The organism is Candidatus Sarcina troglodytae (genome assembly GCF_015708635.1).
GTDB lineage: Bacteria > Bacillota > Clostridia > Clostridiales > Clostridiaceae > Sarcina > Sarcina ventriculi.
This window is the reverse complement of the sequence record NZ_CP051754.1, coordinates 1,178,178-1,191,639: the sequence shown is the minus strand read 5'-3', so window position 1 is coordinate 1,191,639 and position 13,462 is coordinate 1,178,178. Positions and strand designations below refer to the sequence as shown.

11 protein-coding genes are annotated in these 13,462 nt (G+C 25.5%); 5 read left to right on the top strand and 6 right to left on the bottom strand.

The window, feature by feature from the left end:
- The first annotated feature begins 42 nt into the window (after window positions 1-42).
- The 3 genes from HH195_RS05325 to HH195_RS05315 all read left to right on the top strand — a co-directional run bounded on the left by HH195_RS05325 (window position 43) and on the right by HH195_RS05315 (window position 3,354).
- Window positions 43-1,143, top strand: a complete 1,101-nt coding sequence (locus tag HH195_RS05325) for a tetratricopeptide repeat-containing glycosyltransferase (protein WP_112365320.1) — start codon at window positions 43-45, stop codon at window positions 1,141-1,143.
- 219 nt (window positions 1,144-1,362) lie between these two features.
- Complete coding sequence (locus HH195_RS05320; protein ID WP_082663311.1) at window positions 1,363-2,592, top strand: MBL fold metallo-hydrolase; 1,230 nt, start codon at window positions 1,363-1,365, stop codon at window positions 2,590-2,592.
- Window positions 2,593-2,691: 99 nt separating this feature from the next.
- Window positions 2,692-3,354: a hypothetical protein gene (locus HH195_RS05315; RefSeq protein WP_196371842.1), complete on the top strand. Its 663-nt coding sequence runs from the start codon at window positions 2,692-2,694 to the stop codon at window positions 3,352-3,354.
- A 47-nt stretch (window positions 3,355-3,401) separates the two neighbouring features.
- On the opposite strand, the gene HH195_RS05310 is transcribed toward HH195_RS05315, so the two are convergent.
- The 3 genes from HH195_RS05310 to HH195_RS05300 form a co-directional block, all read right to left on the bottom strand.
- A complete protein-coding gene (locus HH195_RS05310; protein ID WP_196371841.1) occupies window positions 3,402-4,145 on the bottom strand; it encodes a hypothetical protein in 744 nt (247 codons plus the stop codon).
- A 260-nt stretch (window positions 4,146-4,405) separates the two neighbouring features.
- On the bottom strand, window positions 4,406-5,149 hold the full coding sequence (locus HH195_RS05305) for a replication initiation protein (RefSeq protein ID WP_058992549.1): 744 nt from the start codon (window positions 5,147-5,149) through the stop codon (window positions 4,406-4,408).
- A gap of 5 nt (window positions 5,150-5,154) precedes the next feature.
- On the bottom strand, window positions 5,155-6,408 hold the full coding sequence (locus HH195_RS05300; protein ID WP_196371840.1) for an MFS transporter: 1,254 nt from the start codon (window positions 6,406-6,408) through the stop codon (window positions 5,155-5,157).
- A gap of 253 nt (window positions 6,409-6,661) precedes the next feature.
- Here HH195_RS05300 and HH195_RS05295 point away from each other — a divergent pair, with 253 nt between their 5' ends.
- A complete protein-coding gene (locus HH195_RS05295) occupies window positions 6,662-8,254 on the top strand; it encodes a putative polysaccharide biosynthesis protein (protein ID WP_055257401.1) in 1,593 nt (530 codons plus the stop codon).
- Window positions 8,255-8,287: 33 nt separating this feature from the next.
- On the opposite strand, the gene HH195_RS05290 is transcribed toward HH195_RS05295, so the two are convergent.
- Together HH195_RS05290 and HH195_RS05285 are read right to left on the bottom strand one after the other, a co-directional pair.
- Window positions 8,288-9,292, bottom strand: coding sequence for a hypothetical protein (locus HH195_RS05290; RefSeq protein ID WP_196371839.1), 1,005 nt, complete (start codon window positions 9,290-9,292; stop codon window positions 8,288-8,290).
- A gap of 80 nt (window positions 9,293-9,372) precedes the next feature.
- Complete coding sequence (locus tag HH195_RS05285; RefSeq protein ID WP_196371838.1) at window positions 9,373-10,029, bottom strand: hypothetical protein; 657 nt, start codon at window positions 10,027-10,029, stop codon at window positions 9,373-9,375.
- Between the two features lie 415 nt (window positions 10,030-10,444).
- On the opposite strand from HH195_RS05285, the gene yjeM reads away from it, so the two are divergent.
- A complete protein-coding gene (gene yjeM, locus HH195_RS05280; RefSeq protein WP_256437749.1) occupies window positions 10,445-11,947 on the top strand; it encodes a glutamate/gamma-aminobutyrate family transporter YjeM in 1,503 nt (500 codons plus the stop codon).
- Window positions 11,948-11,988: 41 nt separating this feature from the next.
- On the opposite strand, the gene HH195_RS05275 is transcribed toward yjeM, so the two are convergent.
- The gene (locus HH195_RS05275) at window positions 11,989-13,308 is read right to left on the bottom strand and encodes an aspartate kinase (RefSeq protein WP_196371837.1); all 1,320 of its coding nucleotides are present in this window, start codon (window positions 13,306-13,308) and stop codon (window positions 11,989-11,991) included.
- Window positions 13,309-13,462: the final 154 nt, after the last annotated feature.

Below are 13,462 nucleotides of genomic sequence, written 5' to 3'. Positions count from 1 at the left end.
AATACATATAAATATAAATATTTTTATGTTAAAGGATTGTATATGGGAAAGTATAAAATATGTGTATATGGTGTTTGTAAAAATGAAGAAAAATTCGCAAAAAGATGTATGGATAGCTTAAAAGATGCTGATTTAGTTGTTTTTGGTGATACAGGCTCCACTGATAATACTGTTGCCATTTTAAGAGATTGTGGAGCTAAAGTATATGAAATACCAGTAAAACCTTGGAGGTTTGATGTTGCTAGAAATGCGTGTTTAGAAAAAATACCTGAAGATATCGATATTTGCGTTTGTATTGACCTAGATGAGGTCTTAGAAGATGGGTGGAGAGAAGCATTAGAGAGTGTGTGGGAAAAGGATACGAATAGAGCTAATTACCTTTATATATGGAAGTTTAATCCTGATGGTTCGCCAGGGGTTTGGTATTATCATGAAAGAATTCATAGTAGACACAATTATAGATGGATTTATCCAACACATGAGGTTTTAGAATATCTAGGAGAGGGGAGAGAAAAGTGGTGTTTGGCAAAAGATTTAATTTTCAAACACTATCCAGATACCAATAAATCTAGAAGCTTTAACTTATCTCTTTTGGAACTTGCCGTAAATGAAAATCCTAATAATGCTCGAAATATTAATTATTTAGGCAGAGAGTATTACTTTATGGGTAAATGGGATAAAGCTATTGAAACATTAGAAAAATATTTATCTTTAAAAGATGCTACATGGAAAGAGGAGAGGAGCTTTGCGTTAAGATATATAGCTTGTTGCTATAAAGAAAAAGGGGAGTTAGATACCGCTAAATTATATCTTTTAAAAGCAATGTCAGAAGCGCCTAATATGCGAGAACCTTATGTTGAGATGGCTAGATTGGCTTATTTGGAAAAAGATTGGAATTTGATTTTAATAATGATTAAATTAGCTTTAGAAATAAAAGAAAATACAACAAATCATCACAATGAGCAATTTGCTTGGAATGAAACACCTTATGATTTAGCCTCTCTTGCATATTATTACACAGGAGATTATAATAAATCATTAAAATATGCACTAGAAGCACTTAAAATATCACCAAATGATGAACGAATAAAAAATAATTTTAACATAATAAAAAATTCAGTAAATAATGAATTTGTAATATAAATATAAAATTATATCATAGGACATAAAATTTGATTTTAATGAAATATGTCCTATGATTTGTATATATTATTTTATAAAAAGTTTTTAAGTATGATTATTTTTGAAATGAAAAGGTTATACTATATGAAGATAGAAAATTATACTGGAATGTAGAAGGGGAAATATGATAATATTTTAATGTTAGTAAATTTATATAGTTCAGGAGGAAAATTATGTAATATGTTGTTTTTATTATTAAAGATTTTAATTGGAATAATAATAGGATTATCAATTGGAGCTTTTTTCTTCATGAAATATTTTCCAAGTTTCGGAGCCAAGGCTCCTAAAAAAGGAACTACGGCATTTAAAGAAAGTGATCATTATAAAGATAATCAATTTTTTTACTCAATTACAGATATTGAAAAAAAACCGAAAAAACCGTATAAAGCTTTATCTAATGCTTTATGGTTTATTAAAAATAAAATTTTCAGAAATCCTAGATTGAGACCAGAAGGGGATTTACCATTTAAAAAATATGAATTCAAGGATTTAGATTCAAATGTAACATCTGTAACCTGGTTTGGACATTCATCTCTATTATTAGAAATAAGTGGTAAAAGATTGCTTTTAGATCCAATGTTTGGGAAAATACCATCTCCAGTACCTTATTTTGGAACAAGACGTTTCAATCAAGCACCCATAGATGTAGAAAAAATTCCATCAATAGATGCTGTGATTTTCTCTCATGACCATTATGATCATTTAGATTATTGGACAATAAAAAGAATAAAAGATAAAGTAAATCATTTTTTTGTGCCATTGGGTGTTGCAGGGCATCTTGAAAGATGGAACATTCCCAAAAATAAAATTACAGAAATTGATTGGTGGAACGAAGTTAACTTTGAAGGAATTAATTTAGTATGTACACCAACAAAACATTTTTCAGGAAGAAGTTTTGCAAATCATACATCTTTAAGTTGTTCTTGGGTAATATATAATAAGAAGAAAAAAATATTTTTTAGTGGTGATGGAGATTATGAAAAACACTTTAAAGAAATAGGAGAAAAATATGGACCTTTTGATTTAACTCTTATGGAGTGTGGTCAATATGATATCAGATGGCCTAATATTCATATGTTCCCAGAACAAAGTGTACAAGCTCATATAGATTTAAAAGGTAAGGTTATGATACCTATCCATTGGGCGACATTTGCATTAGCTTTTCACGATTGGGATGATTCTATAAACAGAGTTATAAAAGAGGGAGAGAAGAAAAATATACAAATATCTACACCTTTCATAGGAGAAAGGGTTATCTTAAATGATAATGCTGAATATCCAACTAAAAAATGGTGGAGCGAATTAGTACATAATAATAGTGAAAAAGATATTTATATATCTGAAGAAATTATTGATTCTCAAGAAAGTTATAAAGATGATTATATAAAAGATATAAAAAAGGCTAATTAAAAAAAATTCCTAAGTATAATAATGTGCATATGTAGTTTATTTGTTAAAAAAGTGTTAATATATAAATATGGACATTTTATACAAAAGGAGTGGATATTGATGGAAATAATGATTAATAGTAAAGATGAATTTTTAAACAGATGCATGATATATGAGATGATAGCACATTTAGATGATAAGCATGCTCAAAGAATAGCAGCATATATTTCATATAATGCAAAACTAGAAGATATAGAATATATACTTAGAAACTGTATAAACATTGAATCTATTTATGGTAGTAGTATAAATGACAACTATGTTTCCATTATAATTAGAAAAAATCTAAATGGTAATAAAGAAAAATTAAATTTTTCTTTTAAAGATGGTTTTATGCTTGATAAGTATGCATCTTATTATAATAATCAAATGCTTAAAAACTATTTAAAAAAGGTTAGTTTAGTAAATTTTTATCCTAAGCCTATAGAGAAATTGATAAATGAATTAAATAATCATACTTGTATAAAATGTATGCTATTAGCTAAAGGTGATTTCAAAGTAGTTATTGATGATAATAACATTGCAAAGTTTATTCATAATGAAACAGTATTTAAGACATATTTATTAGATGATAAACACACCAATGAAGAAATAGCTAAAATATTGAAAGGGATACATGAGAAAGAAAAATCAGCAAAAAACATCAGTAATCAACAAAAAAAAGTGGGAAAATCTTATGACAATTCAGATATAGTAAGATTGGCCAAACTTTTAAATAAATAAATAAAATGACTATCTATAAATAATATTTATAGATAGTCATTTTATCTTTAGGCAAAATGCTTTGAATAAATTTTGTTTTCGTTTATGTTTATAGAACAAATATTATTATTATATTTTTGTATGTGATAATTATACATATAGTTAAATGAAGTATAATCACTATCATCATTGCAATCGTTTATTAAAAACATAATTATAGTTTCTATAATTTCATTTGTAACATTAAGAGGAAGATTAAGATATGCAAAGCCATTATCTCTTAATTGTTTAAAATATGATTTTTTAATAAAAGATGATAAAAATAAAGTTTCTTTTTCCATTAATTCTAATGTTAATGCCATTATCTGTTCATGTTTTATAAAGTTATAATCTTTTTTATATTTTAAAAATAAACTTTCAGAATCATAAACTTCACCAAGTAATAAAGTCATAAAATAATGAAAATATATTAAATTTCCCATACTTAAATTACATTTATTTATAAAATAAGAATTTGATTTTATTTCAGTTCCAAAGAATTTGCAAAATCCATTATAACAATTTTGTAATAACTTTTCTTTGTTTTTATTTAAAACCTTTTCTATTAAATTTGCATGATAATCCAACTTAGTATTTAAAGGTTTATCAATGATTTGTATACTATCTATTTCTATACAATGTTGTTTTTCTTTTAAGAAATTTTCAAACCTTTCTATTGAATTATTATTTTCCAATCTTTTTAAATCTACCCTATAGTTTAATCCCCTCATTTGAAAATTAATAGTTTTTTCTACTTGTGTATAACCTACCATAAATTCTCACCTCTGACTATATTATACCATACATACTTATAAAAATCCATAATATAACAAAATATTTAAAATTATTATTTTTTACATTATCTTTCAACTTTCTTTTTAAATGTAATTAATTGTAATTTTTATGTTATGCTTTTTAAATTTAATTTCATAATATTTTTAATTAAATATGTAAGTGTAAATTTATTAAAAATATTAAAATCTTATTAAATAATAAAATAATTACTTAATAAGATTTTAATGTAGGTGCTTTTTTAAGAAATAATTATATTTTTTAATGCCAATTTAATAGAATCGACACAAATTTTATTATTATTTGCATCTTTTACGTTATATATATTCTCAAATATAATTATATTTAATGAATCTACCTTTTTTCCAATTTTTATTTCTTCAAATTCAAAATATATATCTGTTTTTTGTTTTAGCATTTGTTGAGTATATAATAAAACCTTTCTTTTAAAATCAGCGTATAATTTATATTCGTTATTTAAATGTAGAAGTTCTTTAAGCCTTTCAATCTTAATGTTATAAATTTTATTGGTTTTTGCTGGTTTTAAAATTTCATACATCTTTATTGAATTTTTACTATTTAGATTTAAAAGTTCTGTTGCATTTCCAAGTTCAAAAAGCTTTCTTAATTTTAGATAAAAAGGTTTTATATTTTCATAAAAAGCAACTTCTATGTAATTATCATCTATGTTAAAAAATACAGATGATAATATATTAAAACAAAGATAAGATTTATCGGAAATACTTTTCATCTCTATATATATTTGAAGTAAACTTTTAACTACTTTACAACACTTTTCTTTACTTAATCCTAAATAATTAGCTAGCTTATCTAATTTAAACTTATATGAAGTTTTGCTATCATCTTTATTTACAGATAAAATTAAAAGATTTAGAAATTCTTTTTGAATTTTATCTATTTTTATCGAATTACATATTGTAAAATCGCTTTTTAAAAATGAAAAAGATAAATCATATAAACTCAAAATCATCACTCCTTATAAACTGCAATTTCTATTTCATTTTCTGAATCTGCACTATTTCTATTTTTCATAATCAACTTAGGAAATGCTATAAATGCAATTATTGTAACTAAAATAGCAAGGGAAATTATAACGACGATTGCATACTTTGTATCTATTCCCCAAAGGAAACCAGTTATCGCACTTCCAAAAAAACCTCCGATATATGTAAAAGCATTAACAATACCATTTAAAGACCCTCTATATTCAGGTTTTACTATATGATTTGTCGCAGTAGGAATTAAATTAGTTAATATGAAATAAGCTGCAAAAGCTAATGCACTACCTATTATTAAAAATACTAATGAATTTGATGCAAATATTAAAATAATTCCTGAAAAAACAAAAAATAAACTAGCAATTATAGCTACTTGCTTAGAATATGATCTTTTAACAAATACAACTGATATTTTCATTGAAGCTATACCAATTAACATAGCTGGTGTATAAACCATCCAAAGGTTTACTTCTCCAACTAAATGCGTAGCATATTCAGGGATTATTATAAATGTAGACATATATACAAAAAGAGCTATAAATCCAACAAAACAAAAACCAATAAATTTCCAATTTTTTAATAACGAAATTGTATATTTAGAAGTTTCTTTAGATTTTATTGCCTGTTCTTCTTTGGATAATTTTAGTTCATTTTTATTCCTATCGTCTTTAAGAAAAAATAAAATAAGAAAAAATACTACAATAACTAAAATAGTTGCAATAGCATAAAGTTCTTGAACATTCCATATTAGAATAAGAAGAGGGCCTCCTCCTAAAGCAGCTACTATAAAAAAGGATATTATAAGAGAACAAAGCCCCATAGCATCCGCTCTTTTTTCATCTTCAATTTCTTTAGCAATCCATGCAAAGACTCCGGCAGTTATAGCACCTGTACCTTGTAAAAATCTAGACAAAATGTATATGTAAGCATTTTGGGAAAATGTTGATAATCCTAAACCACATATAAGAAGAGCTAATCCGAATAATACAATGCGCTTGTTACCAAATCTATCACAAAATCTTCCAAAAGGTACTTGGAAAAATGATTGTGTTAAACTGAATCCTCCTAAAGCTATACCACTTAAAGCTAATGTACCATATTTAAGTTCTAAAGTGTAATTAGAAATAAATGGAGCAACTAAACTCATACCAAGATTTCTTATTCCTAGTGCTAATCCTAAAATTATAATAAATTTGAGCTGATTATTAGATAATTTTTTTTTCATCTTTTCCTCCTATGTATTATTTTTTATAAATTAATTTTTAATAAGACAAATAAGTACATAAGTCATAATAAACTTTTATTTTTATTATGTCAATAAAGCTATATAGTCATAATAAAAATAAAATTGTTTAAAAAATTAACAAAAATTTAATATTTTTTATTATTATAAATATTATTGTAAATATTATATAAAAAGAGGTATAATAAGCAATAATTAATAATCTCACACAAACATAACAGAAAGGAGAAATGTTTTGAGTGAAAAAAATAGTTCAAAGGGATTAATAATATTAGCATTTACTAATATTTGCTCAAAAATTTTATCCCTTGTATATATACCACTTTTAATCATGAGTATAGGAAAATTTGGATATGGTGTTTATTATGCATCTTATAACGTCTATACTTTTGTATATATGGTTACAATCTCAGGAGTATCTACTGCTATACCTAAACTTATTTCTCAATATAATGAAACAGGGCATGAAAAAGATGCCATGGCGAGTTTTAAGTTAGGGTTATTAGTTCTCTTATCAATGGGAACTATTATGATGCTTATATTATTTGCATTTACAAAACCAATAACAAATTTTATAGGTTATTCAGATGCATATTTTGCAATTTTAACACTTTGTCCAAGTATACTACTTACAGCTATTGGAAGTGCTTATAGAGGATATTTTCAAGGAAGACACAATTTAACTCCAATTGGAATATCTCAATTTATAGAACAAATTTTAAATATAGTTTTTAGTATATTGTTTTCTTTTATACTTAAAAGATATGGCGTGGCTCTAGGAGTTGCTGGAGGAGCTGTAGGTACCGCTGTTGGAGCAGGGGGGTCTCTTGTATATTTATTATATAAATACAAAAAAGATAAAACCATTAAGAGAATTTCTAAACAAAGAATGCATACAAATCGTTATATATTAAATTATATAATTAGATATTCTATTCCTCTTTTATTATCAGCTGTATTTATTTATGCAGGAAGCAATTTAATAGATGTAGCCAATATAAATAATGGACTAGCGAAAGCTGGTTTTGATGAATATGTAAGAGGAGTTAAATATGGAGATTATGGTAACTATACACAAATAATTAATGTTCCTATGATACTTATAAGTTCTTTAGCAGTTTCAGTACTTCCTATTATATCTGGAGCAAATGTATTAAATGATAAAACAAAACTTAAAGTATCTATTGAAAAGCTTATAAAAACAGGATTTTTAATAGGCATTCCTTCAGCTATCGGATTATCTGTACTTAGTAAATCAGTATTTACAATGATATTTGGAGCTAGTAATTTAGGTGGAGCCTCAATTATGAAGTTTGGTGCATATGTATTTATTTTTTCATCTATTTATCAATTAAGTTACACAATGTTAAATAGTTTAGGAAAAGTTAAAGAAGGAGCTATTATATCATTTATTGGAGTAGTGATAAAAATTATTTGTAACTTTATACTAATACCAATCGCAAGTATAAATATATTTGGTGTTATAATAGGACTTCTAATATCTAATATAATAACTATGATCCTTAATATAAAGGTAATAGAAAAACATATAGGTGTTTTTGGAGTGCTTAAAGATAGTTGGCAAAAACCAGCTTTAAGTGGAATTGTTATGGGGATTATAATATTTATTTTAAATAAAGCTTTATATGCATTATTTGTAGTAGTTGTTCCTAGTTATATAGCTAATGTATTTAGTCTTCTAATAACAATTTATACTGGGGTATTAGTTTATATAAATATGATGCTAAGCATAAAAGGGATAGATGAAACCATTATGGACATGGTTCCTAGAAAATTTAAAAAAGTTTTACTACTAAAAAATATTTAAATAAAAAAGGGGCTAAAACTTTTAGCTCCTTTTTTAAATATATATACTAATAGGTATTACAAATAAAGTGTTCTCATCATAATTAATTTTAGGTGGATTAGGAATTGATATACCATTATTTCTCAATATATTTAAATATGGCTCGAGATTATTCAAAAAACCTTCATAATAATCATGATGTCCAGTTTTTCTAAGTAAACTTAAATTTTCATTTTTCGAACAATGCTTAAGAACTTTTCCAAATATAGTAAGACAACAATTAGACTTGTCAAATATGTGAGCCTTACTTTCTAAAAAATTATCATCAATAACAGTTAAAATGACAACTTTATCACCACAATTCACCACAATATCACCAGTATGTTGTTTTTCTAAAGTTGCTTTAAAGTGAATTAAAACTTTTAAGAGTGCATTGAATGTCCAAATTCCTGGATTATTATTAGCTATTAAATTATCTAATAGATTTACATTTTCTGAAGTATTAAAAGAATCTATAATAGTTATTAAATAGTCTAAATAACAAACTAATGATACACATGTTATTTCACCTTTAATCTCAATATAATCACCAGAATTAAATGATATGTTCATTATGTTATCTTTAGTAATATTGTTTTTTATAATATTATAATAATTCATATATTCGTACAATTCTCTGTGAAGAGAGAAATACGTATATATGGTTTCATTACTCTCTTGAAATCTTACATTTCTACGACCTTCTAAACTTTCATTTCGAAAATCTTCATCACAGCAATAATTTATATTATTTTTGCTTTTTATATGAGAATTGTTACTTTTAGGGGTTATCGATTGTTTGTTTACTTGTTTACTCTTACTATACTCATTATGATCATGGGTTTTTAATCCATCATCTATCCTTCCTGAAATATAATTATCTATAGTTTTAGTTATTGTTCTTTTTTGAATATATCCATTTAAAAATACAGAAGACAAGCCATTTATGAGTATAGAATCTAAATATATAAAGATATTTGTATAAGATGTAGTAGAATCATTTGAAAAAAAATTATCCAAAGGAATCCTCCTTAACTTAAACAGAGTTATATAATATGTTTAAGTTGTTCCTTTAGATAATATTCTTAAATTTAAACTAATTATTTTTTAAATATATTATTAATAACTTTTTTAAAAAAACTTTTTTTATTAAGTTCTTGTTTTTCAATTAATCTTTCTTTTAAATTAATAAGCTTATTATCAACTTCTCTGCAATGTTTTTCTAAAAGTTTTTCCTCCTCTAATTTTAATTGTTGTTCTTTAGTTAATTTTTTTTCTTCTTTTTCCTCGGTTTCAAAAATAGTTTTACCCTTAAAATCAATAGGTGCCACATAAATGTTTGTTTTATCATCATTTTTTATATTTTTCTTTTTCGTATTTTTTACTTCCTTTTTTTCTTGATTATTAGATGATATTGTCGTAACTTTTTTAGTAGAATCTTGAATAAAATTTTCTAAATTAACATCTTCTAAACTTTTATTTTCATATGATTTCGTGCTACTAGATGTAACTGCAACTTCTTCTAAAGAAATCCCCATTTCATCGGTAGTTACACTTAAAGTAGTTATTGTTTTATTAAAAACTTCTTCAATATATTTAATTCCTTCATTAGAAATAAAGGTTTTTCCATCAATTTTTATCATAGGTTTTATGATGTTCCTATTTTTTTTTAAAACTTTATATACTTGTGATTTAGATATTTTTAAAGCAGTAGAAACATCTTCTACTGATAACATTTCATTTTTTACAGTATTCATTTTAAATTGAGCCCTCCTAAAGCGTATAAAATAAACCAACATATTATATATTCTTACAAAAAATGTATATTCCTTCTAAATAATAAATATTTTGTAAAAAAACATTGTTAAATATAATTTAAAACATATATAATTATGTTTTAAATTATTATACATATTTTATATTAAAAGTATTTTTTAAAAAAATAAAGTTAATAAGTAAACAATATAATTAAATTTTTTTTAAAAATTCATGTATTTTTTTAAAACATTAAGTGGAATTAAAATAATCTTAAAAAAAAATAAAAAAATGTCTAAAAAGGTAATGTGAAATTTGTTGACTAATGGCAAAAACTATAATAATATAAAGTCATCAGATAAATATACTAACGAAGTTAAATTATCAATTAATTAACATAAAAGGGGGAATAAAGCATTGACAAAAACTAAAAAATTGGGGCTAATATCATTAATCCTTATGATATTTACATCAGTATTTGGATTTACTAATATACCTAGAGCCTTTTATCTTATGGGATACGGAGCTATACCATGGTATATATTTTCAGCGGTACTATTTTTTATACCATATGCTTTTATGATGGCAGAGTATGGAGCTGCTTTTAAAGACGAAAAAGGTGGTATCTATTCTTGGATGTCAAAATCGGTTGGCCCTAAGTTTGCATTTATAGGAACATTTATGTGGTATACTTCATATATAATTTGGATGGTTAGCGTATCATCATCAATATGGGTTCCATTTTCAAACTTATTGTTTGGTAGCGATACCACTTCAAGTTGGACAATATTTGGATTAACTGGATCAAAATTACTTGGAGTTTTAGGTATACTATTAATAATAGTAATAACTGCAGTATCATCTAGAGGTTTGAAAAACATATCAAAAATTGCATCAATTGGTGGTATATTTGTTATGTGTGCTAATGTAGTTTTATTACTTGGTGGAATAATTGTACTTTTCGGAAATGGATTCCATCCAGCACAAGAATTAACTTTATCAGCACTTACAACATCTCCTAATGCCTCATATCAATCACCACTTGGTATGCTTGGATTCGTAGTATTTGCAATTTTTGCTTATGGAGGTTTAGAAGCTGTTGGTGGACTTGTTGATCAAACAGAAAATGCATCAGTAGTATTTCCTAAAGCTATTAAAATAGCTGCAATTGTTATTGCAGTTGGATATTCTTTAGCAATATTATTTGTAGGATTTTTCACAAACTGGAATGCAGTATTAACAAATCCAGGTGTAAACATGGCGAATGTTGCTTATGTTATATTAAATAATTTAGGTGTGCAAATTGGTTCAGTATTTGGAATGAGCACAGCTTCTTCAGTATTTTTAGGTTCATTATTTGCAAGATTTATAGGACTTTCAATGCTTCTTGCTTTAACAGGTGGTTTCTTTACTTTAATTTATTCACCTATAAAACAACTTATTGAAGGTACTCCAAAAGAAATATGGCCTAAAAAATTAACTAAGCTTAATAAAGATGGAATGCCTGTTATAGCTATGTGGGTACAATGTGCTATAGTTGTAATAATAATAGCTTCTTCAGCATTTGCAGGTTCAGATGGAAGTAGTTTCTTAAATGATTTAATCCTTATGGGAAATGTATCAATGACAATTCCATACATGTTCTTAGCGATAGCATTTATATTCTTTAAAAAGAATACATCAATTGAAAAACCATTTGAAATGTATAAGTCTAAGAAAGTTGGTACTATATGGGCTATAATAGTTACATGTGTTGTAGGATTTGCTAATGTATTTACAATAATACAACCAGCAATTGAAAGTAATAATTATCGTTCAACTTTCATACAACTTGCAGGTCCTGTAATATTCTCAATAATCGCAATAATTCTTTATATGATATATGAAAAAAGATATTTGAAGAATAAAGATACTTTATAAAAATAAAAGCATTAGGAATTTTCCCTAATGCTTTTATTTTTTTATTTTACAAAGGCGTTATATATTGCGTTTGTAGCTTTTTCAAAGTCACTATTATCTATACCTATGAGTATATTCATTTCACTTGAACCTTGGTCTATCATTTTTATGTTTATATTAGCCTCATAAACAGCATTAAATATTTTAGCTGCTATTCCAGGGGTTTTAGCCATGCCTCGACCAACAGTTGCAATAACTGACATATTAGAATTTACTTCTATTGAGTCGGGATTACATTGCATTTTAATTTCATCTACTATTTCATTTAATTTATTATTAAGTTTACTACTATCTATAACAAGACATACAGTATCTATACCAGCTGGCATATTTTCGAATGAAACACCTTTATTTTCAAGGATAGATAGAACTTTTCTACAAAAACCAAGTTCTGAATTCATAAGAGCCTTATAAATTGATATAACAGTAAAATCTTTTCTACCAGCTATTCCTGTTACACTTAATGCTTTGGAATCTTTAGATAATTCATCTACGATAAGAGTTCCAGGGTCATTAGGTCTATTTGTATTTTTTATTCTAATTGGTATGTTTTTTTCTCTTACAGGGAAAATTGCCTCTTCATGAAGAACAGATGCTCCCATATATGAAAGTTCTCTAAGCTCTTTATAAGAAATTGTTTCAATAGTTTTAGGAGTTTCAACAATTCTAGGATCTGCCATTAGAAAACCTGAAACATCAGTCCAGTTTTCATAAAGATTAGCATTTATTCCTGAGGATATTATAGAACCTGTAATATCAGAACCTCCACGTGAAAATGTAATTATGTCACCTTCTTCATTTGCTCCATAAAATCCTGGAATAACTACATTTTCTTTGTTAGATAATAAGTTATTTATCTTCTCACGAGTCTTAGCTCTATTATAACTTCTGTCTTCATCAAAAACTATAATGTCAGCGGCATCAACAAAATCAAATCCAATGTATTTAGAAAGAATTAGCCCATTTAAATATTCTCCTCTGCTTGCAATATAGTCTGCAGATGCGCCAGATTCTATTTTTTCTTTGATAGTTTTTAAATATGGTTTTAGATTAATATCTATTTGTAATTCATCTATTATATTTAAATATCTTTCCTCAATAAGTTTAAAGATATCATCAAAAGGAACACCACTTTTTATATGAGCATAACAAAGATATAAAACATCTGTTATTTTATAATCTTTGCTATTTCGTTTCCCTGGTGCTGAAGGAACAACAAATTTTCTATTTGGATTTGCAAGAATTATATCTTTAACCTTTTTGAATTGTTGAGCAGATGCTAAAGAGCTTCCACCAAATTTTGTTACAATAATTTCATTCATATTTTTAGCCCCCAATAATATTTTATATATTTAAAAATTATATATATAAATCATACCAATAACTTACTTTAAATTCAATTAATTAAGGTTAATTTATTAATAAATAATCTTAATAAATATAACTTAATTTAAATTATGCTAGTTTTTGAATTAA